General features: G+C 47.4%; 20 protein-coding genes and 1 riboswitch. Of the genes, 4 read left to right on the plus strand and 16 right to left on the minus strand.

From position 1 onward, the window contains the following. Positions 1-85: 85 nt before the first annotated feature. The 7 genes from I2H74_RS04625 to liaF form a co-directional block, all read right to left on the minus strand. Positions 86-1,042 (minus strand): 4-hydroxy-3-methylbut-2-enyl diphosphate reductase, encoded by a 957-nt coding sequence (locus I2H74_RS04625; RefSeq protein WP_195572148.1) that lies wholly within the window; start codon positions 1,040-1,042, stop codon positions 86-88. A gap of 77 nt (positions 1,043-1,119) precedes the next feature. Next, a complete protein-coding gene (locus I2H74_RS04630) occupies positions 1,120-2,589 on the minus strand; it encodes a sensor histidine kinase (protein ID WP_195571981.1) in 1,470 nt (489 codons plus the stop codon). A gap of 3 nt (positions 2,590-2,592) precedes the next feature. Continuing rightward, the gene (locus tag I2H74_RS04635) at positions 2,593-3,279 is read right to left on the minus strand and encodes a response regulator transcription factor (RefSeq protein ID WP_195571982.1); all 687 of its coding nucleotides are present in this window, start codon (positions 3,277-3,279) and stop codon (positions 2,593-2,595) included. A 182-nt stretch (positions 3,280-3,461) separates the two neighbouring features. Then, positions 3,462-5,066, minus strand: a complete 1,605-nt coding sequence (locus I2H74_RS04640; protein ID WP_195571983.1) for a S1C family serine protease — start codon at positions 5,064-5,066, stop codon at positions 3,462-3,464. Between the two features lie 288 nt (positions 5,067-5,354). Next, positions 5,355-6,002 carry a response regulator gene (locus tag I2H74_RS04645; RefSeq protein WP_195571984.1) on the minus strand — a complete coding sequence of 216 codons (648 nt, stop codon included), beginning with the start codon at positions 6,000-6,002 and terminating at the stop codon, positions 5,355-5,357. Continuing rightward, complete coding sequence (locus tag I2H74_RS04650; RefSeq protein ID WP_195571985.1) at positions 5,968-7,098, minus strand: sensor histidine kinase; 1,131 nt, start codon at positions 7,096-7,098, stop codon at positions 5,968-5,970. The genes I2H74_RS04645 and I2H74_RS04650 overlap by 35 nt, the downstream gene beginning before the upstream one ends. 5 nt (positions 7,099-7,103) lie before the next feature. Beyond that, positions 7,104-8,153: a cell wall-active antibiotics response protein LiaF gene (gene liaF, locus I2H74_RS04655; protein ID WP_195571986.1), complete on the minus strand. Its 1,050-nt coding sequence runs from the start codon at positions 8,151-8,153 to the stop codon at positions 7,104-7,106. Positions 8,154-8,345: 192 nt separating this feature from the next. On the opposite strand from liaF, the gene I2H74_RS04660 reads away from it, so the two are divergent. Continuing rightward, positions 8,346-8,684 carry a L,D-transpeptidase gene (locus I2H74_RS04660; RefSeq protein ID WP_195571987.1) on the plus strand — a complete coding sequence of 113 codons (339 nt, stop codon included), beginning with the start codon at positions 8,346-8,348 and terminating at the stop codon, positions 8,682-8,684. A gap of 201 nt (positions 8,685-8,885) precedes the next feature. Here I2H74_RS04660 and I2H74_RS04665 read toward each other — a convergent pair whose 3' ends face one another. The 8 genes from I2H74_RS04665 to metA form a co-directional block, all read right to left on the minus strand. Then, positions 8,886-9,098: a hypothetical protein gene (locus tag I2H74_RS04665; protein ID WP_195571988.1), complete on the minus strand. Its 213-nt coding sequence runs from the start codon at positions 9,096-9,098 to the stop codon at positions 8,886-8,888. 176 nt (positions 9,099-9,274) lie between these two features. Continuing rightward, positions 9,275-9,766, minus strand: coding sequence for a 3D domain-containing protein (locus I2H74_RS04670; RefSeq protein ID WP_420707418.1), 492 nt, complete (start codon positions 9,764-9,766; stop codon positions 9,275-9,277). A gap of 394 nt (positions 9,767-10,160) precedes the next feature. After that, positions 10,161-12,140, minus strand: a complete 1,980-nt coding sequence (gene thrS / locus I2H74_RS04675) for a threonine--tRNA ligase (RefSeq protein WP_195571989.1) — start codon at positions 12,138-12,140, stop codon at positions 10,161-10,163. 435 nt (positions 12,141-12,575) lie between these two features. After that, positions 12,576-13,508 (minus strand): putative sporulation protein YtxC, encoded by a 933-nt coding sequence (gene ytxC / locus I2H74_RS04680; RefSeq protein ID WP_195571990.1) that lies wholly within the window; start codon positions 13,506-13,508, stop codon positions 12,576-12,578. 360 nt (positions 13,509-13,868) lie between these two features. Beyond that, on the minus strand, positions 13,869-15,014 hold the full coding sequence (gene mqnC, locus I2H74_RS04685; RefSeq protein ID WP_229106331.1) for a cyclic dehypoxanthinyl futalosine synthase: 1,146 nt from the start codon (positions 15,012-15,014) through the stop codon (positions 13,869-13,871). A 347-nt stretch (positions 15,015-15,361) separates the two neighbouring features. Continuing rightward, positions 15,362-16,549: a trans-sulfuration enzyme family protein gene (locus I2H74_RS04690; protein ID WP_195571992.1), complete on the minus strand. Its 1,188-nt coding sequence runs from the start codon at positions 16,547-16,549 to the stop codon at positions 15,362-15,364. A gap of 4 nt (positions 16,550-16,553) precedes the next feature. Then, complete coding sequence (locus I2H74_RS04695; protein ID WP_195571993.1) at positions 16,554-17,762, minus strand: PLP-dependent transferase; 1,209 nt, start codon at positions 17,760-17,762, stop codon at positions 16,554-16,556. Positions 17,763-17,764: 2 nt separating this feature from the next. Next, the gene (gene metA, locus I2H74_RS04700) at positions 17,765-18,706 is read right to left on the minus strand and encodes a homoserine O-acetyltransferase MetA (RefSeq protein WP_195571994.1); all 942 of its coding nucleotides are present in this window, start codon (positions 18,704-18,706) and stop codon (positions 17,765-17,767) included. Positions 18,707-18,879: 173 nt separating this feature from the next. Beyond that, a riboswitch (SAM riboswitch) is annotated at positions 18,880-19,007 on the minus strand. 212 nt (positions 19,008-19,219) lie between these two features. Here metA and I2H74_RS04705 point away from each other — a divergent pair. Together I2H74_RS04705 and corA are read left to right on the plus strand one after the other, a co-directional pair. Then, on the plus strand, positions 19,220-19,384 hold the full coding sequence (locus tag I2H74_RS04705) for a hypothetical protein (RefSeq protein ID WP_195571995.1): 165 nt from the start codon (positions 19,220-19,222) through the stop codon (positions 19,382-19,384). A 113-nt stretch (positions 19,385-19,497) separates the two neighbouring features. Next, positions 19,498-20,433, plus strand: coding sequence for a magnesium/cobalt transporter CorA (gene corA, locus I2H74_RS04710; protein WP_195571996.1), 936 nt, complete (start codon positions 19,498-19,500; stop codon positions 20,431-20,433). Between the two features lie 148 nt (positions 20,434-20,581). Here the strand turns inward: corA and I2H74_RS04715 are convergent, their stop codons facing one another. Beyond that, positions 20,582-21,634, minus strand: coding sequence for an HRDC domain-containing protein (locus I2H74_RS04715; RefSeq protein ID WP_195571997.1), 1,053 nt, complete (start codon positions 21,632-21,634; stop codon positions 20,582-20,584). Between the two features lie 240 nt (positions 21,635-21,874). Here I2H74_RS04715 and I2H74_RS04720 point away from each other — a divergent pair, with 240 nt between their 5' ends. Continuing rightward, a complete protein-coding gene (locus I2H74_RS04720) occupies positions 21,875-22,168 on the plus strand; it encodes a DUF3055 domain-containing protein (RefSeq protein ID WP_195571998.1) in 294 nt (97 codons plus the stop codon). Positions 22,169-22,232 lie beyond the last annotated feature (64 nt).

Genomic DNA, 22,232 nt, shown 5'->3' on the forward strand with positions numbered 1-22,232 from the left:
AGCGGAGCTCCTGTCGGTCGCCTAATCTGTATAGAGAACGATTAAAGAGAAGACAAGAATAGACCTTGCTATTCTTGTCCTTTGCTTACTTCGTAGATTTAGCTTTGTCCCGAACCGTTGGCAAGAGACGCTTCATATTGACAGTACGTTTTTTCTCCCAGGTCGACTCATCGTCTGGATCATATTGCTCTAAGTATTGAACGACCTCTTTCGTTATTGGTGTAGGAGTTGATGCGCCTGAGGTTACACCTACCACCTTCACATTCTTAAACCAATTCACATCGAGCTCTGTAAGATCCGCGATTCGATGGGAAGGGACTCCCGCAATCTCGGTAGCCACCTGCGCCAAACGATTGGAGTTATTGCTCCGCGGGTCACCAACGACAATGACTAAGTCGCAGCCTACAGCCTGTTCAGCAACCGCAGCTTGTCTTTCTTGGGTCGCCATGCAAATTTCATTATGAATTTCGGCATGAGGATACTTCTTAATCAGCTGATTCATGATATGCTTGATGTCCCATTGACTCATCGTCGTCTGGTTCGTAATGATAATCTTATCTGCATGAATCTGAAGGCCATCGATCTCCTCTTCACGCTCAATGAGATGTACGGCATGCGGAGCGACCCCGATCGCTCCTTCCGGCTCAGGATGCCCCTTCTTGCCAATATAAATGACCTCATAGCCCTCGCCTGTCTTCTCACGAATCAGGTCGTGTGTTCTTGTTACGTCTGGGCAAGTGGCGTCTACGCACGTTAATCCCTTCTCGCGCGCCTTCTTGCGAACCTCTGGAGATACGCCGTGAGCGGTGAAGATGATCGTTCCGGAATCAACCTGATCCAATATGTCCAGCCGATTAGGACCATCCAGGGTGATGATTCCTTCTTCTTCGAATGATTTCGTCACATGACTATTGTGTACAATCATCCCAATTATATAAATCGGTCGAGGCAAATCAAGATTGCGAGCGGTTTGCTGTGCGATAACCATAGCATCGACAACTCCGTAGCAATAGCCTCTAGGCGTTATCTTTTTCACTTCCACCGAATCCACCTGCTTCCATATTGTGTCTATCTCAAGCTTATCGTTGCTCAATCTGAATCTTATCAAGCCTCTCTCTATTATAAGGGAACAATATCCCCTTCGTCGACTACAGTTAAAGGAAGCCATACGATGAAGGTCGTTCCTTTGCCCGGCTTCGTGAGCACTTCAACCGAGCCTGCATGCTCATCGATAATCCATTTCGCAATCGCAAGACCTAAGCCTGTGCCTTGTGTCACGCCTCGAGATACATCCGCTCGGTAGAACCGTTCAAAGATATACGGGACTTCTTTTTGATTCATCCCAATTCCGCTATCTCTAATTCTTAGTCCAATCTGATCATCTTGTCTTACCGCACTAAGAACAACCTCGCCTTCAGACGTATACTTAAAGGCATTTTCAATAAAAATGAACAGCATCTGCTGGAGATAGTCCCGATTGCCTCGCACATAAGCACCATCCAGTACTTCAATGTCCTGAAGATGCCACTCCGCCTTGCGAGGGAGGAATTGTGCCCTTCTTGCCACCTCTTCCACAAGCGGCTTCACCTCTATTACAGACATCTCCATCTTCTGGCCGGCATCTGCCCGCGCCAAGGAGAGCATATCGTTGATGAGCTGGCTCATTCTTCTTGACTCATCGGAAATATCCTTCAACGCCTCTGTCATCATCTGATCGCGCTCAGCCTCGGACAATGCGAGTGCCTTATCTACATTCGTATTCATCTTCTGCAGCAAATCAACGTTTCCGCGGATCGTCGTAAGCGGTGTACGAAGCTCATGCGAGACATCGGATACAAAGCGCCGCTGATGTCTGTAGGCTTCATCGAGCTCATTGTAGAACGTCTCCATACGCCCGAGCATTCGGTTGATCGTCTCGGTCAGCTGACCAATCTCATCCTCAGGCGGACCGACCCTTGGAATTCTGACGCTTAGGTCATTCCCGGTCTGAATGCGATTCGTAGCTCGAATGATATTTTCAATCGGTCGAAGCGATTTTTGAGCCAAAAATAAACCTAACGAGAAGGCAACAACGATCGTCACTAAGGAGGATACGACCAGTATGCTCCTTAGCTCATGCGTAAATTTCGCCTCTCTGCCTGTATAGGAGAAGACTTGAATCGCGCCTACTGTCTGATTGCGAATGTCGATACTCTGTTCGTAGAGCAGGAATTCCCCATTATTAGGGTCGCTTACTTTGCGGTAGCCTTCCACAATATCATTGGGCTTCTGCGGCAGAGGGATATTAAGCTCAAAAAACTCCAAATTGTTCGAGATTGTTCGCTCCCCGTTCGTAAAGTTGATAATTTGAACGAACAGCTCCTCTTCACTCAAGCTAGCACCGCTTGATGCCGAAAGATCAAGATTCAATCCCTTTTCAAAGTTAATGGTCGGTTGAATCTTCAGCTTCGCAAGGCTCTTGTTAATATGAGCCTTCACATCGTTATAGAGATTGTAATCAACAAAAGTATAGATGGAGATACAAAAGAAAAACAACGTGAAAGCTAGAAGCGTCGAATACCAGACCGTAAGCCGAAGTCTAATCGACATCCGTTACGCGTCCCCTCTCAAAACGTAGCCTGTTCCACGTATAGTCATGATAATACGCTTGCCACCATGCTCTTCGGTCTTCTGTCTGAGCATCGCTATATACACCTCCAGCACATTCGACTCTCCGCTGTAATCGTATCCCCAGATCTTCTCCATAATCACATCTCGAGGCAGCACCCGCTTCGGGTTCTGCATAAAGAGGTGCAGCAGCTCAAATTCCTTGGCCGTGAGCTCAATGGACATATTGTTGCGCTTCACTTCACGGGAGTGAAGATCCATCTCCAGATCCTCAAAGCGCAGAATATGGTTGCTGCCTTCGCTTTCCGAGCGTCTGCGAAGTAGAGCACGCACACGCGCCAGCAGCTCTTCAAGCGCAAATGGTTTGACAAGATAATCATCCGCTCCAAGGTCAAGCCCCTTCACTCGATCCTGAATCGCATCCTTAGCTGTCAGCATGAGCACAGGCACGTTGCTGCCCGCTTCTCGCATCCGCCGAACGACCTCAAGTCCGTCCACTTCAGGCATCATAACATCTAAGATAAGCAGATCAGGCTCTCTGATCATCATTTCTCTGAGTCCTTCCGCACCATTATTCGCAGTCAGGACCTCAAAGCCCTCAAATACAAGTCCACGCTTTAGCATGGACGTAATTTTCTCATCATCATCTACTACAAGAATATAGGAACGCATCGTATCCTTCCCTTCCACAAACGATATAAGGTATGCATGTGTCCATAATAAGTCTATTGTATCATGTCTAATGCTTTGTTACACAGGGTACGGGCGTGTTAAACACCCTGCTGCCTAATCGGACAAAAAAAAGAGTGGAGAAGGATCGTCCCTTCGCCACTCCTCATTTCTGCTCTATGCTATTATGGTTGAACCTGCTGCTGTTGATTAATTTGCTCCTCGAACTTGTTGCGGTCACCAATCTTAATCGACACTTCAGCAGACTTTCCATTGCGGTGTAACGTCAATTTAACCGTGTCGCCGACTTTTTTCTTGCCAATCGCTTCGATCAACTCTTGGTTGGTCTTAATCGTCTGACCATCAATTGCTGTGATGATGTCATAGGCACGGAGCTCAGCCTGATAAGCAGGGGAGCCGAAGACGACATTTGTGACCAAAGCGCCCTCCTTCACGTCCGTACCCAATTGGTTCGCGATTTGCTCCGTCATGGATGCGAGCGTTGCGCCAATGAAAGGCACAGGCTCTTTTGGAATCTCGCGATTCGCTTTAAGGTCTTCTACGACTTTGCTAATGGTATTTGATGGAATCGCAAAGCCAATGCCTTGTGCATCCTTGCTCACAGCAACGTTCATCCCGATAACCTGGCCATTCATGTTCAAAAGAGGGCCGCCTGAGTTACCAGGGTTGATGGATGCATCTGTTTGAAGCAAGTTCGTATACTTCTTCGCTTGACCATTATCGCTTGCCTCGATCTCACGGCCTTTAGCACTCAGTACACCAGTCGTTACAGTGTGGTCAAAGCCTGATGGGTTACCAATTGCCACAACCTGCTCACCAACGGCAATCTGATCAGAGTCACCTAATTGTATCGTTGGCAGATCAGCTTCCCCTTCAATTTTCAGTACGGCAAGGTCAAGCTCATCGCTTTTACCAAGTACCTTAGCATCGAATGGCTTCTCATATCCATCTACATATACTTGAACTTGATCCGCACCCTCGATAACGTGATTGTTCGTCAAGATGTAGCCGTCTTTCTCAAAAATGAATCCTGTGCCAAGACCAAGTGGCTGCAGTTGTCCGCCTTCATTGCTGTTATTGCCGTTGCCGCCGTTGCTGCCGTTGCCTCCAAAGCTGTCGCCAAAGAATTGACGGAAGTACGGATCATTGTACCACCAGCTGTTGCTGGAATTGTTGCCCCCAGATTTGGAGAATGTCTCAATCTTCACGACTGCAGGGCCTGCTGTCTTCACGACATCGGCAACGGAAGCCGCTCCGTTAGGGAATGGCGCTTGCTGAGACGATGTCGATACCGTCTGAGCGTTGCTGCTCTTGTTCGATGAAGCTGCCGGCACATTGTTTCCTGTGAACAGATTATAGTAATCGGCTGTGAACATAAGCGTGGAGACGACTAGCGCCCCTGCCAGGAAAGAAACGAACATAGAGCGGAACGAAGAACGCTTCTTCTCTGGCTGTTTATACTGCCAGTTGCTTTGCGGAGGAGTTCCTCCTCCATTTGAGCCTTGGGCATTCAGCCCATAGGAAGTACGAGTCGTGCTTGAGAATGGCAATGGCTTTACTGGTGTTGGCGGCGTCATCTCGACATCCTTGGCATCCATCTTGCTTGCTTCAGGCTCTTCATTTTTTACAGATTGATAAGGCCCGTATGCATAATAGTAATGGGAGTTTCCTTTTGCTTCCCCATTTTGGCTTGCGGCTGCTTGCTCTCTGTTTGCATCGCCTTGTTGCCCATTGTCATTATTGGAATCGAATTTACGCTGATCGTCCATTAAGTAACCCTCCCTAAGATGAAAATGATGTCTATGATCATGATCATGGTTCATGTTGGTGTATCGTTATGTTTATATAATGGACCTCGAACCTTAAATCGACATTAAAAACATCATAAAACAGGATAAAACATGCATGCCCCAGGCACTAGAGTCATTAAAGCCTTTACGTTTAGTTTAGCATGAGCAGATTACACTTCGGAACCCTCTCCATCGGAATCCAACGAAAAAAGCCGACACCTGTCGACAGGGATTCCCCTCATTCCTAGACAGTGTATCGGCTTCCTATTATTTCACCCAGCCTTTGCGGTGAGCATATACAGCGAGCTGTGTTCGATCCTGAAGCTCGCATTTCATCAGCAGATTGGATACATGGGTCTTCACCGTCTTAATGCTAATGTGAAGCTCATCCGAGATCTCCTTATTCGCCTTGCCATCTGCGATAAGCAGGAGTACTTCCTTTTCACGCTCCGTAAGCCCTGCATCGTCTGCGCTTGACGCCTGCTTGCGCATTCCCCTTGTTAGCGCCTGCGACACTTCGCCGCTCATCACCGGCATCCCCTTCATAGCGCCGCGTATGGCATAGATCAGGTCTTCTGCGGATACGGTCTTCAGCACATAGCTTGTTGCCCCTGCCTGAATCGCGGCTACAACCTGATCATCCTCCATAAAGCTGGTCAGCATGACGATGCGAAGATTCGGATAGGATTCAATCAGTTGCCTCGTCGTCTCGACACCGTCAAGATCAGGCATTTTCAAATCCATAAGCACGAGGTCCGGCAAATCCTCCATTTCATCGATCTGAGCGATCGCATCATGCCCTCCGCCCGCTTCTCCTATAACCGTTAATTCAGGATCAAGCATCAGATAAGTCTTGAGTCCCATTCGAACCATCTCATGATCATCCACGAGAAAGATGCTCATCTTCCGTTCCATTCATGGTTCCTCCCTCTTCGTCCTGGTTTGCTTCTTCTCTCTCTGATGCATCGCTGTCTTCTTTATCTTCAAATAGCGGAATCAAGACTCGAATCGTCGTCCCCGCTCCAGGTGTGCTTATGAGCTCCATATGACCGCCAAGCTTATCCACACGCTCGTTCATCGTTGACAGTCCGTAGCTGCCGCCATTCGAGACTGCATTGCGGTTGAAGCCGACACCGTCATCCGCAACATGAAGCATGATCCGATTATCTTCTTCCTGCAGCGTTAACGTCACTTGGCGAGCCTTTGCATGCTTAACGACATTCGCCATTGCTTCCTGAATTAAGAGGAACAGCTGATGCTCCTTCGCATCAGACAAGGAATCATTCACTTGTAGATCAAGCTTCCCTTGCAGTCCATTTTGATTGCAGTAGTCTGGGAACCAATAATGCAGAGCCTCTACAATCGTCTTGCCGTCCAGCTCGATTGGACGGAGCTGTGCGATAAGGCCCCTCATTTGACGCTGAGCGGTATGAGAGATGCCAATCAGCTGTTCGATGACAGCCTTCCCCCGCTCTGGGTCCAACTCCATCATCTTAGGAAGAGAAGAAGACGCCATATGCATGGCGAATAGCTGCTGGCTTACCGTATCGTGCAAATCACGCGCCAGCCGCTTGCGCTCTTCCTGCACGATCGTTTCACTCACTCGCTCCCGTTCGTAGTCCTGCTGCTCGGTAAGCTTCTGCAGCACTTTAATTTTATGCTCCATGGTTGAGACCATTTTATTAAAATCATCATACAAACGAGAGAACGACGCATCCTCGTCGTTCTCTTTAATCCGGTAAGATCCATTTCCTTTGGAAACTTGCATCATGCCTTCATGAAGGACATCAAGCCTGCGCTGTAGCCGAAGACCTGCAATGTATCCTGTGAAGGTGGACACGATGAGAACAGTGAGCATTCCATACGTCCACCAGTTGAAGCCATTCAGCCAATCATCGCCGTAGAGTAAACCTATCCAGAGCACGCTAATGATAATGCATCCCGAGATGATAAAGGTGACCAACAGCTCCCATTTCACACTGCGTGCATTCAGGTACAGCTTTTTAATCATGAGGCTTATCCCACCCTTACGATCTTAATGTCAGAGATAAAGCCGCTTACGATAATGCGGATTTTCTTGTTGGCCTCCGGATAGTTCGGCGTTTGAGTCTGAACATTCCGCATAAAGCCTTCAAGCCTTTCTCCAAACACCTTTACATCTCCTAGGAAAGAGCTTGAAGTTACGGCTACGCCCAGATCGATATCATTTGGCACGTACAGCTTTACGTCGCCAATAAATGCCGAAATGTTAAGTCTCGTCTCGCCGTAAGGAATCTGCGCCTTCGTCAAATCGATCGACGTATCTCCAATAAAGTGGGAGACATTCATCGGCTTAAGCTCCCAGTAATCCTGTCCGATATTATAGTCGCCAATGAAACCTGATTTGTTGATGGTTTTTCCATCATGTCCCCAGTGTGAGCTGTGATGGTGATGATTGCTCTGCTTATGCTTGGCATCGTGATCCTGGAAGGATTGGTGTGCTTGGCTTTTGAACTTTGCGTTCTCCTTTTCCTTCTCCATCTCTTCGAAGTTCGGACCGGTATCCTTGGTATAGTCCACATCCTTAAATGGATCTGGGTAATTTTCATACTTCGCTAGTGGATCTTCATGAGATGCTGATCCCATATCCACGTTCATTGAACCTTTGCTGTTGTTCGGCGATCCATTCGGCCCGCCTTGCGGATACTCTGATTGGTTCAGATAGTCATCCATATGATTCATATGCTTATGGCGTTTCTTTTTGGATCTTGGGCGGAACAACAGCCATAAGCCTGCTACAATCAAGGCTACCGGCGCTCCCATGCGGATAAACTCTCCCATGGACATCGTGATGATGTTCAGGTTAGACAGCTGGAAATACACACCGACAGCAAGGGGGAAGATGCCCCAGAAACCGCCTTGCAGCAAACCGCTAAGTCCCACATATATTGGGATCAAAGGCCAGAAAGTGCCGATCAGTTCCCCAATGCTAAAATCAATGACAATATACCCCCACTGCTGAAGCAGGAATATCAAGCCTATGCTGATTAGAATTAAGCCTCCTAACCAAGAGCTTCGTCTATTCATGATCAATCCCTCTCTTTGTAAGTTCATCTTCATCTTATATCCGTAGTATAAAGGAACGCAATATGTACGAACAGCAACGTGAGATTGAACTTGTCTCGGTCTAGAGACGGAGATCTTAAACAAATTATGGATGACCCTGCATTTGAAGGTAATCGTTTTTTCCGCATTTTATTCATGATAGGAGTGTTTTCATTGCCGAATTATCGCATTATTGTAGATTTGTCCAGCCGCCAGCTGTATCTTCTTGACGAGAATACTGTTGTCCGCGGATTCCCTATTGGAATTGGCACGATGCTTACCCAAACACCTGTAGGCGAATATGAAATAATGAATAAAGCACCTAACCCTGGAGGACCATTCGGTGCCTTCTGGATGGGTTTATCACGGCCTCACTACGGGATTCATGGAACGGATAATCCAGCTTCCATTGGCCATTTGGTGTCTCATGGCTGCATTCGCATGTACAATGAGGATGTGCTTCAGCTTGCTGCAATCGTTCCCTTGCATACCAAAGTAACGATTCGCCAATAAGTACAGATTAACATATAAAAAGCCGCCTTAGAGCTTAAGAAAGCGGCTAAGACGACTTTTTCAGGGTGAGAGATAAGAATCATGCAGGAACGATTTCCTTATATGCTTCTGCTACCTCTCGCAGATTATTAAGAGTTCGATAAGGAACTCTGAATTAGATCTGCTATCGTATTTAGATGTGATTTGCTCATGATGAGCAAATTATTGTTGCTTCTCGGAAGCTTTAGCAGTCTTGGATGCTGGTACACCAGTAGCTTGCTCTGTAGCAAACTCAGCATCAAAGTTTTCGCTAGCACCAGCTTGAGCAGCACCGAAACCTGCATCAGCTGCACCAAATCCAGCAGCGCCTACACCAGCATCAGCTGCACCAGCTTGAGCTGCGCCAAATTTGTTTTTGTTTTTGTTGTTAGCCATCGCGTTTCACCTCCTAATGGTTCTCATGGGCCATGATTCCATGTCCTCATGAGCTTCAATCGAGGATCACCTTGGTGATTTCCCCTCAAGTATTATGCGATGACCCTATGGAGTTTATTCAAATGAAGCACGTCGAACAATCCAGCTGATTTTTCCAACATCATAACATCATATCATCATAACGAGGTCTTCGGAATCCCGCCGTGCTTCATAACAGCCTCATTAAGATCCTCCAGCATGGTCTCTGTAACCTTCCCATTACCTCGTTTAATAAGAAGGACATCCACGTTTTTCTTCCCCCACTGAGCGTAAACTTGGCGTGTCGTATCAAAATACAAGTCAAGCCTCTTGCCTTTAATCTTAGCCCCAATATCAGCCACTACACCGTAGCCGTAACCAGGCACGTACAAAATACTGCCAAGCGGAAAGATGCTAAGGTCGGCTGCAACCGTTGAAACGTAGCTCCGCTTTACTTTAACACCTGAATAGGTAATGCCATAGGCAGGGTGTCCTGGTCGCTTGCCTGTCGATTCTTCTCCTGCCGTATAGCCGGTCGCTGTCACGTTAACCTGCTTAATAATCTGCTCATGCTGGGGAGCAAGCACCGAATCACTAAACAGCAAGGCACGGTTCGCACTAACAGAAGCAGCTGTTTCCTCTGTATCCATCTTGCCTTCTGACCGTTTATTTTGAGCTGTATTCCTTGCGTGGGTCGAAGCATGCTCTTGTATGTGGGTTTCCTTTAGCGCAATAGCCGAGGTTTCTTTCGTAAGCTGCGGTGAAGCTGCTCGAGATAGAGTGGAATACAGCATGGCTGCAACAAGCATTCCACCTAAGATTACAATCGAAGTACGCAACCTGTAACTTTTCACTAATCGTCACTCCAACTTTCAAAATGGTTTCCTGATGTCAATCACAATTGGACGAAGTGTTAACTTCTGGATGAATCCATATCTCTTAAACCGAAGGATAACCATGAGGACGATAAGTTATGCATGTTGTAGCATGCGGCTGCAAAAAAAAGAGCACTCCCACACTGGGGAATGCTCTTCGGTCACGCATCTATTTTCCTAAATAAGCTTGTTCCTTCACAGGCTGCTCAGGCACTTTACGCGAAGCAATCTCTTCACCGATCATTTGAATCGCTTCTGCGACAGTCATCATGCCGAGATCTCCTTCGCCGCGCTTACGAACGGATACAGCGTTGCCGTTCTTCTCATTCTCGCCTACAACAAGCATGTAAGCCGTCTTCTCAAGCTGCGCTTCACGAATCTTGTAGCCAAGCTTCTCATTGCGAAGATCCGCTTCTACACGGATGCCCGCATCACGGAACTGCTCTTCCACTTGCTTCGCATACTCTTCATAGTTAGGCGATACCGGAAGAATCTTCGCTTGAACCGGTGCAAGCCATAGTGGAAGTGCGCCAGCAAAGTTCTCAAGCAAGAAAGCTGTCATGCGCTCCATTGTACTGATAATGCCGCGGTGAATAACAACTGGGCGGTGCTTCTGGCCATCTTCTCCGACATACTCCAGCTGGAAGCGTTCAGGCAAGAGGAAGTCGAGCTGAACCGTTGACAACGTCTCTTCCTTGCCGAGCGCTGTCTTGATCTGTACGTCGAGCTTAGGACCGTAGAACGCCGCTTCGCCCTCTGCCTCGTAGAACGGAAGCTCCATCTCTTCAGCAACTTCACGCAGCATGCGCTGGGATGTTTCCCACATCTCGTCATCTTGGAAGTACTTCTCTGTATCCTGTGGATCACGATAAGACAAGCGGAAGTTCGATTCCTTAATTCCAAAGTCAGCGTAGACTTGACGAATGAGCTTAATAACGCGAGAAAACTCTTCTTTGATCTGATCGGGTCGACAGAAGATATGCGCATCATTCAACGTCATGGAACGCACGCGGTGAAGGCCCGTCAATGCGCCGGACATCTCATAGCGATGCATGTTGCCAAGCTCTGCTATACGGATAGGCAGCTCGCGATAGCTGTGCATCTCGCTCTTGTAGACCATCATATGATGCGGACAGTTCATAGGACGAAGAACGAGCTCTTCATTATCGAATTGCATTGGAGGGAACATATCCTCTTGATAGTGCTCCCAGTGACCAGAGATCTTGTACAACTCTACGTTCGCAAGCACTGGTGTATAGACGTGATTGTAGCCAAGTCTCTCTTCAAGATCGACAATGTAGCGCTCCATCGTGCGGCGAAGCGTGGCGCCATTTGGCAGCCAGATTGGAAGACCTTGTCCCACTTCACGAGAGAAGGTAAAGATCTTAAGCTCTTTACCAAGCTTACGATGGTCGCGCTTCTTCGCTTCTTCCAAGAAATGAAGATGCTCGTCAAGCTGCGCTTTTTTCGTAAAGGCAGTACCGTAAATACGCTGAAGCATTTTGTTCTTTGCATCTCCGCGCCAGTAAGCGCCGGCAAGATTCAGAAGCTTGAATACTTTCAGCTTCGCAGTGCTTGGCACGTGAGGACCACGGCAAAGGTCAAAGAATTCGCCTTGCTCGTAGATCGAGATGACAGAATCCTCAGGAAGATCGTTAATGAGCTCAAGCTTCAGCTCATCTCCGATCTCAGTATAGATGCGAAGCGCTTCTTCGCGTGATACCTCACGACGGCGAATCGGAAGATTTTCGTTCACGATCCGCTCCATTTCTTTTTCAATCTTAGGAAGATCCTCAGGTGTGAGGGAAATGTTCATATCGATATCGTAGTAGAAGCCGTCTTCGATAACTGGTCCGATGCCGAGCTTCACTTCCGCATCACTGTATAGACGCTTGATCGCTTGTGCCATTAAGTGAGCTGTACTGTGGCGAATTACCTCCAGACCGTCTGCGGAATCCGGTGTCACAATCTCCACTTGTGCTCCGTCTTCCAAAGCTGTATACAGATCCACCACTTTCCCGTTCAATTTTCCTGCAATTGCACTTTTCTTGAGACCGCTGCTGATGGAAGCAGCGACGTCTTCGATTGTTGCGCCTTGCTCATACTCACGCACAGCGCCGTCAGGCAAAGAAATTCGTACCATAGACATGTTTGTAGCCTCCAGTTCCATAATCTAAACAAAATAAAAAACACCCGTCCGCAAAAAGGGACGAGTGTTGATAGCTAACCCGTGGTTCCACCCTCATTCGACCAAAACCCTATTGAATCGTCGATGTGTGATCCAAAATGGCATATGATCCTTGAGCATTCGCTAACGGGAATGAACCGTTGATTGATACTAATTACAGCCATCAGAGCGGTAGCTGCTCCGGGCAAAATTCCCAATCAAAGCTCAGAAGTGGTAATCGCAAGCGTAATCCGTAAGGAGATCTCAGCCTTGTCTCCTCTCTCTGCAACGGCTCCATCCTGCCATCATGTCTTCTTCAACGCCATATCCATAAAAGAGTCCAGTGCTCTTTACTAATAATATGGCATATTATATGCGATTTAATAGGACAAGGTCAAGTCCTTTCCAGTCTTTTCACTAATGCTGCACATCAATGACTTGATCTTGGGGCTTCCATCCAGGCGATAAATACGATTCACAGGAGCTGCAAAAATCGCATACCTGTACGCGTGTATCAAAGATCTGCTGGATCGTCTTAATGACTTGAGAGTCTTTTTCCCGAGTATGAATGACAATATGTCCTGGAGAGACATTGATGAGCGTGCTCACAATCATATCCTCCATCTCCATATCGCAATCGATCATTTCGACGATCATCCCCTCAACAACATGTGAGGGTTCAAGCGGCTCCCATTTTTCGTTAAGGAGGAAAAATTCATGCCCGCCTTTGTGGAGAAGATGCGCTAACGGAATCTTCGTGTCCTGAATAAATACAAAGTATTTCAGAAGTCCGATAAACTCCTGATACTGACGTTCAAGCACATATTCGTCCACTGCATAATCCACAACTTCACGAAGCTCGGACAAATAGTTGTCCAAGCGAAAGCGTATAAAGCCTTCCAGATGGAGCGAAGTATGCTCCTCCAAGTACTTATTCAGCGCACGGCTCAGCTTCGTCTTGCGGCGCTGTCTGCTTTCCGTGCTTTGCAGTTCTTCATGCCCATTTAACAGTTGAAGGCAGTAATCCTCAATCTTCCCTCTCTCCTGTGGATCCAGATACCGCTCTTTATCCAATAAAGCTCGAATGAGTGGTTCTTCTTTTGTAACTAAGATGTACTCCGCCAGCGCGCGCGAGGCACGGTTCCACACTTCCTGACCATGAAGACTCAGCTGAAAGCCGGGTAGCTGACCTACACAAGTGACTCCGGATACGGACGAAGCTTCAAACGTCTCTAAAGTCACGCCGCACGGATGTTTATGTAAATCGCCCAATTCTAGCTCAAGAAGCGCAATCAAGGAAGGGATTTGTGGATCGGACTGATTCGGAATCGTTATCGTGAACAGCTCCATGAACTCACTCCTTTCTGTTCCTTATTAAGTATATGGGAGGCAGAAATGAGATATACGAAGAGCGGTATGGTAATCTGTTCAGTCGTTGACAGCAACAGTAAATGAATGCGTTCAATGATGAAGATACGTGTGCATGCGCAACTACGTTTCATGACTTCGTTTTGTGACAGCTGCGTTATTGAAAAGTATTCATACACATACTAAAAACCATACTCGTCATCCTTATTGCATCATCAGTACCTTTCTCGACAGCGTGATCCTGATAAAAAAAGCGCGCTGAATTCAGTTTACGAACTGAATTTAGCACGCTTCTATGAGAAGCCATCGCCTAATGGAATCAAGCTGAGGCTTTTATTGATATTAGTTCTGCATAATAAAATCGCGTTCCACGCTTCCAGTGACATCGTCAAATACTTTCAGGATGTCATAGCGCGTATTGCGCTGCGCAGGAATCTTGCCTGCTTCACGGATATGACGAAGGATGCTCTCGATGTTCACTTTATGCGTTGTGCCTGCTGCAGACACGACATTCTCCTCAATCATGGTGCTTCCAAAGTCATTGCAGCCAAAGCTTAGCGTCTTCTTGCCAATCTCAGGTCCCATTGTTACCCAAGAGGACTGGAAGTTAGGAATATTGTCGAGATATAGGCGGCTGATCGCCAGCGTCTTCAAATATTCTTCAGGTGTCGCACGCTCGGTCTTCTTCATGTTTGTATTGTCTGGCTGGAATGTCCAAGGGATGAACGCCAAGAAGCCTTTAGAAGGATACTCGTTATGGATGCACTCGTCTTGGGCGGTACGGACACGTTCCAAGTGAAGAGCACGCTCATCCACGCCTTCGCCGAAGCCGATAACCATCGTTGCCGTTGTGTTCATTCCAATCTTGTGAGCGGTCTGCATGACATCCATCCAATCACGCCAGGAGCCCTTCAAACGGCTGATTTTGCGGCGCGTGCGGTCATCAAGAATCTCTGCTCCGCCACCAGGAAGGGAATCCAAGCCGGCAGCATGAATCTCTCTAACAACTTCTTCAAGCGGCAAACCCTCGGATACTTCCTTCATCTTCATAATCTCTGCTGGAGAGAAGGAATGCATCGTAATGTCAGGGAAGCGCTGCTTAATCTCTCGCAACAGATTCGTATAGTAGCTAAACGGCAGGTTCGGATTCGTGCCGCCTTGCATAAGAATCTCCGTGCCGCCAACGTCAATCGTTTCCTGGATCTTTTGGAAAATAACCTCGTTAGGAAGAACGTAGCCTTCCTTGGAGCCTGGTGCACGATAGAATGCACAGAAGCGGCAATACACGTCACAGACATTCGTATAGTTAATATTGCGCCCAATTACAAAGGTAGCAATCGGATCTGGATGCCATTTCAGCATGATCTGATTTGCTGCATGTCCCATTTTTTCAATCTGATCGGATTCGAACAGCGTCACACATTCTTCTGTAGTGATGCGCTCGCCGCGAACGGCTTTGTCTAGTATGCGATCTACCGGTGAACTCATTCTCACCGTCACTTCCTCTCGTCTTATATCGTTAGATTTCATCGTCTCGGACTAGCGCCCTGCAGGTCGTATGATGTAGCTATATTCCATGATCATTCTGGATATGATTGGAATAAGCATCATTTCACGTTCATCTTTCATCGTAACATAGATTGGACGGCATGAATACCCTCTCTTCCGGCAATTAAACCCAGTCCTTCTCGCCTGATGAAACGGAAACACCGCCTAAGGATACACCTTTGCAGCGGCCTGCAAATGGGGTTTCTTAAGCGGTGCATTAGATATAGCAGTTGTTTGATAATGGTAGTGATCCACTACCCATTCTCAATCTTAAATGAATTGAACGATTATTCCACGCTTAACGCCTGATCCAAGTCAGCAAGCAAATCCTCTATATGCTCAAGGCCTACGGAGAATCGGAGCAATCCGTCAGTAATGCCTCGCTCCGCACGCACTTCCTTAGGCATTGCTGCATGGGACATCATAGCGGGATAGGACAGAATGCTTTCAACTGCGCCTAGACTCACGGCTACAAGCGGAAGTCGAACCTGGTTTAGCACCTGCTTCGCTCGCTCGCCAGAACCTACGTCAAAGGAGACGACCGCACCATAGCCGGAGGACTGGCGCTCCTGAATCTCACGGCCTGGATGATCGGCCAAGCCAGGATAATAGACCTTCACGATATCCTTGCGAGCGCTCAACCATTCTGCAAGACGCTTGGCGCTTTCCTCACTGTGTCTCATGCGAGCTTCCAGCGTCTTCATGCCGCGCATCAAGAGCCAGCTGTCTTGGACGCCCAGAACCGTGCCCAGACCATTTTGCAGCATTTTTACGCGAGCGCCAAGCTCTTCATCCTTCGTAACGACAAGTCCTGCGAGCACGTCACTATGACCGCCAAGGAACTTTGTTGCACTATGGATCACGATGTCCACACCAAGCTCGAGCGGACGCTGATGATACGGAGTCATAAACGTATTATCCAATAGCGTAATAAGACCTTGTTCTTTTGCCCACGCAGCCACCGCGCCAATATCGGTGATTTTTAGTGTTGGGTTAGATGGAGTCTCGATGTAGACGCCCTTCGTATTGGTTCGAATGGCCGCCTTCACCTGTTCCAAATCCGTCATGTCAACAAAGGTCACTTCCAATTGGAATCGATTCAGAATCGATGTAAGCAATCGATACGTGCCTCCGTATACATCCTCTGTCACGATGACATGGTCTCCTGCGGAAAAGAGCATAAAGGAGGCTGAAATTGCCGCCATGCCGGAGGCAAAGGCAAAGCCTCTCGTGCCGCCCTCTAATACAGTAATGTATTGTTCAAGCGCTTCTCTCGTCGGGTTGCCAGAACGCGAATAGTCATGCTTTGGAGGGTTGTATATATCCTCGTGATGGAAGGTTGTCGCTTGAATAATCGGCACGCTGGAAGCTCCAGTATGCTCGCATATTTCACTGCCAAAATGAATCAAGCGTGTGGCAAATCGATCTTGTGATGCGCCGTTTCCTTTTGATTGTGATGAATGTGATTCACTCATGCTCTTACACCCCTTTTCCTTCCGCAACCTGTTCCTGCTCGACCTCTGCTTTTGCTGCGCTAAGCGCCTGCTTCAAGTCAGCAATCAGATCCTCGACGTGTTCGATCCCAACAGAAAAGCGAAGCAGGCGATCATCTACCCCTACTGCCTCACGAATCTCAAGCGGAATGTCTGCATGCGTCTGCACAGCTGGATAAGTCATAAGGGATTCAACGCCGCCAAGGCTCTCGGCAAATGCAATCAGCTTAATATGTCTAAGAATCGGCTCCACATAGCGCGCATCCTTCAAGCGGAATGAGAAGATGCCAGTGTTGCCCGACGATTGCTTGCACTGAATCTCATAGTTCGGATGGTCAGGAAGAGCGGGGTAATACACGGCTTCGATGGCTTCATGCTCTTTCAGCCAACAGGCAATATGCGTTGCGTTGTGCTCGTGGCGCTCCATGCGAAGCGCTAGCGTCTTCATGCCTCTCATCAACTGATAGGAATCCGATGGCCCTAGCACTGCACCAATGGAATTGTGCAGGAAGAACATTTGCTCCGACAATTCCTTTCCCTTTGTGACGATAATGCCAGCCAAGACATCATTGTGTCCGCCTAGATATTTCGTCGCACTGTGAACCACAATGTCAGCGCCAAGCTCGATTGGACGCTGGAAGAATGGCGTAAGCAGCGTGTTGTCTACAATGGTTAGAATATCATAGGATTTCGCCCACGCAGCAGCTCTCTCGATATCTGTAATCATCATCAGCGGGTTTGTTGGCGTCTCAATGAAAATCGCTTTGGTTGAAGGTATTCTTGCCGCTTCTACTGCATCCATATCATTAGTGTCAACATAGGAAGCAGAAATGCCAAAGCGGGACAGAAGCTGCTCTAACATGCGATATGTTCCACCGTAAAGATCTAGGGAGACGATTAAGTGATCGCCTTGACTAAACAAAGCAAATACAGTCTGAAGCGCCGCCATGCCTGAACTGCAGGCGAATCCAGCATCCCCGCGCTCAAGAAGTGCAGAAGCCTCCTCAAGCACCGCGCGTGTTGGGTTTTTCGTACGTGTATAATCAAATCCTGTGCTCTGTCCAAGCTTCGGATGTCGATAGGCAGTTGCTTGGTAAATCGGAAAATTGATGGCCCCTGTCTTCGGATCATGAATCGATCCGATTTGGGCTAACTGACTTTCAATACGGTAAGACAATTCATCACGTTCAATCATGTTTACACACCTGCACTTTCTTTATTCGAGCTTACAGAGCCAAGGACATATGGTGTCTCTTGATATACGTAGTAGTTGAGCCAATTTGAGAATAGTAGGTTGGCATGGGCTCTCCATGTCGAGCGCGGCGTTCTAGTAGGATCGTTATTCGGATAATAGTTGTATGGAATCTCCATTTCCATACCCTTTGCAATATCTCGATCATATTCCCACTTCAGGGTACAGGCATCATATTCGGAATGGCCTGTAACGAAAATGTGCTTGCCATCAAAGCTTGATACCAAATACACACCAGCCTCTTCAGACTCGGACAAGATTTCAAGCTGAGAAACCTTCTCGATGTCCTCTCTGCGCACCTCCGTGTGTCTCGACTGGGGCACAAGGAATGATTCATCAAAGCCTCTAGTCAGCTTTACATTTTCCTTTGTTAAGTAGTGATAGAAAACACCGAATACTTTCTTCTCAAGCGGATGCTTCGGTACCCCGTAGTGATAGTACAGACCAGCCTGTGAGGCCCAACAGATGTAAAGCGTTGAAGTGACGTTGCGGTCAGCCCACTCCATAATCTTGCACAACTCATTCCAGTAGGTGACTTCTTCAAAATTCATCTGCTCAACTGGTGCACCTGTGATAATCATACCGTCAAACTGCTCGTGCTCAATATCATCGAATGTCTTATAGAAGCTTGATAGATGCTCAACGGAAGTATTCTTCGACTGATGCGTAACGGGATGGAGCAGCGTCACTTCCACTTGGAGTGGTGAATTGCCGAGTAGGCGGAGCAACTGTGTCTCCGTTGTTTCTTTAGTCGGCATCAAGTTCAAGACAACAATGCGCAGCGGACGGATATCCTGCGAGTAAGCTCGAGAATCGTCCATTACGAAAATGTTCTCCTGAGTCAAAATTTCTTTAGCCGGCAGATGATCTGGAATTTTAATCGGCATGACGAACTCCTCCTTGTCTTTGTATAAGTAATTCCAACCATCGTATAAGCATGTACCAGAATTCAGATTGAGGCTCTTAGCGGTTCGAGAGTTGTACCGTAGAAGTCTAGATGTACTAAAAAGACCCTTTCCCAGCAGTATGAGAAAGGGTCACATTATCATGTGTTAGGTCCCTCTCATCTGTCAGCAACAGGTTGCAATACCTGATCGCTGCAAGAATTAGCACCGCTGCGTTAACGTTACGCTAACGCCGGTTGCCGGGCTTCATCGGGCTTGTCCCTCCACCTGCTCTTGATAAGAATGCCGTATACGTATTTGATTGGTTATTTTTCACTTGGTAATAATTTAATCTATTGTCATCCATTTAGTCAAGAGTGAAATCACCATATTCCGTCGTTAACATATGATAGGATAAGGAGTGAGCTCTTTTTTTCCTTGAAAGACAATAGGACAGCCCGTATACTAAACGAAGTGCCTTGGTGCACTAATTTTTGATTTATGAGGTGATTTCGGATGGATGGCGACCCGAGGCAGTGCCGAGGTGAGAACACACAACCGAATATGACGATTCGACAAGATCATGAGCGTAGATGCAGCGAGAACGTCGTATGTCGTTTGCAGGCCCAATCGTTTCATTCCGGCGAATATCACCTGAATGCAGCTGTATGGTCTTCTTAAACGATCCTTCACTCCCGCGATGATTCTCCTTCCGGTCCTCATCTTGCGTGAATCGTCATGTACAAAGACGATGCAAGCTGCCGCATGTGGGGTGGCACGAAGGAGTGATTGTGATGAAAATACGGCTCGTCAACAACGGTGTCTTTACACCAATCGATGATATCGATGTCACGTTGACACCGCCAGAAGAGGGCTTCTATTGGATCGATGCCGATGTCGATGATCTTATCGTCCTGCAGTCATTATTTCAGATGCATGATCTGGCTGTAGAGGACTGCTTGAGCGATGAAGAACAACGGCCTAAGCTGGAAATCTACGATGGACATTACTTCATTGTGATTAACAGCATTCGATTTGACGATGAAGAAATCTTTTTGCGCGCACTTAATATTTTTCTAGGCAAGCATTATATTATTACGGTTACAAAGCAGAAGATTAGTGAGCTGCGTACGGTGAAACCGATTCTGTGGGAGCAGGAGGTCAATGAAGCGGACCGCATGCTCTATCTGCTTACTGACCTTGTAGTAGACAATTATTTTAACGTATCGGACCGAATCGAAGCGAAGATAGAGACGCTCGAGGAAGTTGTGCTCATGAATGCGAAGAAATCGCATTTGAACGAAATTATTAGCTTACGAAGCGAGATTCTATGGCTGAAGAAGGCGCTTGGACCACAGAAAGAGGTTCTGCTGCTGCTGTATCGCAAAGATCTGCGTCTTATCGATGAGAATCTGCAAAAGTACTTTCAAGATATTTATGAAAATGCAGTTAAAGTATCGGAGACATTTGAGACGTTCCGCGACCTTATGAGCAACTTGCGAGAATCGTATCAATCAAGCATTGCAAATCGAGCGAATGAAATCATGCGCATCTTTACTGCTGTTACAACAATATTCATGCCACTGACGTTCATTACGGGCTTCTACGGTATGAACTTCGACAGTATTCCTTTCCTGCATGACAAGCATGGCTCACTATACGCCAGCGGCTTTATGCTTGTGCTAGGACTATTCATGCTGTATTGGTTCCGCAAGAAGGATTGGCTGTGAAGCTATTATCAGAATGAATCTTTCGATTAAATAGACCCGCTGACATATACCGGACAGCGGGTCTTTGATATTGTATAGGGAGCATAAAGTGCTGCGATACAGCATTAACAATGCATATGATGAATGAGAATAAAAAAGGGATGACTGACTAAGCAGACGCCTTGTCTTGCTTCGATCGTGTCTTTGGCTGTTCAGTAACGGCAGCCTGCCTATCCCCCTGCTTCATTCGCAGCAAACGAATTCGTTCATACCGCTTCTGCAACTCCGAACCGGCTGACTCAAGCGCCTCTTCTCCATACACTTGAGCAAATATAGGCTTCAAATATTCTCCGCCCAGCTCCTGAAGAGCTGCTTCAATGGCTCGCTGCTCTTTAAGAGGCACATCCTGCAGTTCTTGATCGATAAACGGATGCACATCGTAACCATCACCAGACATTGCCTCTATACGCACCATTAATTCCCGTCGATCAATGTTAAGAAGATTCATCAGCTCCTTGGCATCGGTCCTCGCTTGGATGCCTTCGAGCAGCAAGCGGCGTTCTGTAAGCCGCCTGAGCTCCTGGTTCATCTTCAGTTCCTCCTGCTCATAGATCCACTTTAGAAAGTCAGCCTGCGGCACCTTCTCCTGCACCCAATCCAGCGGAAATTCCGTCTCACGATTAATCGCCGTTGTTATACGCAGAATGGAATCCTTGTATGCCTTTACCTTTGACTCTCCAAATCCAGGAAGCTGCCTAAGCTCCTCTTCGGTATGTGGAATATACGTGCTTACTAAGCGCAGCATTCGATTCGTCGCGATCCAATATGGAGCTCTGCGGCTTGCAACAGCTTGGTCTCTTCTCCAAGCTGTCAGAAGCTCATAGAGCGTATCATTGCGGTTCAGATCTGCATAGCAGTGAATCCATTCGTTGCGCTCTTTCATCCGCCGCTCATGCAGATTCATATCCGGAATGAATCCGAGCGCTGGCTGATAGCCCGCACTTAGCAGACGTGCCACCCCTGCACGCAGGGCTGCCCGCATCTCGGACCAAACCGCTCCTTCGTATAAGATGTCAGCCGTCTTATCAGATGGTATGCCTGCGGGTGTATCCTCCCAAAGGACAAGCCACTTCCCTTCTTGTTCGCCAGCGCTTAGGAGCCCTCCTGCACTTTGCTCGCCTGTCGTTTCCTTCTCTAGTCTGGTCATCCAGATGACATTCATCGTTTGATCCCTCCAATGGATTCATGCTCATAACCAAAGGGCTTCACGACAAAAAGAAAAAGCACCTCTTCTCATCGTGAAAACCGACTGAGAGGTGCTTCCTCGTCCTAGTTATGTATTATTACCTATCATATCCTAGCTATATGACACTGTCAATATAAGGATAAATGAAAAACAAAAGCTTCCAACATCCATGCCCATCCCTTATAATGGACTCGTCATTCACGAAGGAGGAGCCATATGTCGAATGAATTTGATTTTTTATCCGATTATACCGAAGATACATCCACAAGGTTCGTGACGTTTATCGGGGAGAGCTTGCGCCGCTTCGATCTCGCCATTACAACCACAACTAGATTCTATGGCAAGAAGCTAGTGACTGACCTTCAATCCGGCATTACTGCCATTCTTGGCCAAGACGATCTAGAGGAAGAAGGCTATCTTGAGGAGCGCTTCCGTTTGAATGAAGAGGAAGGAAGCGAGATGCGCGCCTTTCTGCAGCTTGTGGTTGGCGAAGCGCATTTTACGGATTAATCCTCAAGTCTGTCTAATCACCAAAAAAAAGCCGAGCTTGCAGCAGAACTGCACTCGGCTTTTC

It is taken from the genome of Paenibacillus sp. 1001270B_150601_E10 (assembly GCF_015558675.1).
Lineage (GTDB): Bacteria > Bacillota > Bacilli > Paenibacillales > Paenibacillaceae > Paenibacillus_B.

Excerpts from the sequence above, each read along its gene's own strand:
- liaF (WP_195571986.1), bottom strand. The coding sequence starts at position 8,153 with ATGAATAGACGAAGCTCTTGGTTAGGAGGCTTAATTCTAATCAGCATA.
- mqnC (WP_229106331.1), bottom strand. The coding sequence starts at position 15,014 with ATGAGTTCACCGGTAGATCGCATACTAGACAAAGCCGTTCGCGGCGAG.
- I2H74_RS04645 (WP_195571984.1), bottom strand. The coding sequence starts at position 6,002 with ATGGAACGGAAGATGAGCATCTTTCTCGTGGATGATCATGAGATGGTT.
- I2H74_RS04715 (WP_195571997.1), bottom strand. The coding sequence starts at position 21,634 with ATGAATGTCATCTGGATGACCAGACTAGAGAAGGAAACGACAGGCGAG.
- I2H74_RS04635 (WP_195571982.1), bottom strand. The coding sequence starts at position 3,279 with ATGCGTTCCTATATTCTTGTAGTAGATGATGATGAGAAAATTACGTCC.
- I2H74_RS04720 (WP_195571998.1), top strand. The coding sequence starts at position 21,875 with ATGTCGAATGAATTTGATTTTTTATCCGATTATACCGAAGATACATCC.
- I2H74_RS04695 (WP_195571993.1), bottom strand. The coding sequence starts at position 17,762 with ATGATTGAACGTGATGAATTGTCTTACCGTATTGAAAGTCAGTTAGCC.
- I2H74_RS04670 (WP_420707418.1), bottom strand. The coding sequence starts at position 9,766 with ATGGATACAGAGGAAACAGCTGCTTCTGTTAGTGCGAACCGTGCCTTG.
- thrS (WP_195571989.1), bottom strand. The coding sequence starts at position 12,140 with ATGTCTATGGTACGAATTTCTTTGCCTGACGGCGCTGTGCGTGAGTAT.
- I2H74_RS04665 (WP_195571988.1), bottom strand. The coding sequence starts at position 9,098 with ATGGCTAACAACAAAAACAAAAACAAATTTGGCGCAGCTCAAGCTGGT.
- corA (WP_195571996.1), top strand. The coding sequence starts at position 19,498 with ATGAAAATACGGCTCGTCAACAACGGTGTCTTTACACCAATCGATGAT.
- I2H74_RS04640 (WP_195571983.1), bottom strand. The coding sequence starts at position 5,066 with ATGGACGATCAGCGTAAATTCGATTCCAATAATGACAATGGGCAACAA.
- I2H74_RS04630 (WP_195571981.1), bottom strand. The coding sequence starts at position 2,589 with ATGTCGATTAGACTTCGGCTTACGGTCTGGTATTCGACGCTTCTAGCT.
- I2H74_RS04705 (WP_195571995.1), top strand. The coding sequence starts at position 19,220 with ATGGATGGCGACCCGAGGCAGTGCCGAGGTGAGAACACACAACCGAAT.
- I2H74_RS04690 (WP_195571992.1), bottom strand. The coding sequence starts at position 16,549 with ATGAGTGAATCACATTCATCACAATCAAAAGGAAACGGCGCATCACAA.
- metA (WP_195571994.1), bottom strand. The coding sequence starts at position 18,706 with ATGCCGATTAAAATTCCAGATCATCTGCCGGCTAAAGAAATTTTGACT.
- I2H74_RS04650 (WP_195571985.1), bottom strand. The coding sequence starts at position 7,098 with ATGATTAAAAAGCTGTACCTGAATGCACGCAGTGTGAAATGGGAGCTG.
- ytxC (WP_195571990.1), bottom strand. The coding sequence starts at position 13,508 with ATGGAGCTGTTCACGATAACGATTCCGAATCAGTCCGATCCACAAATC.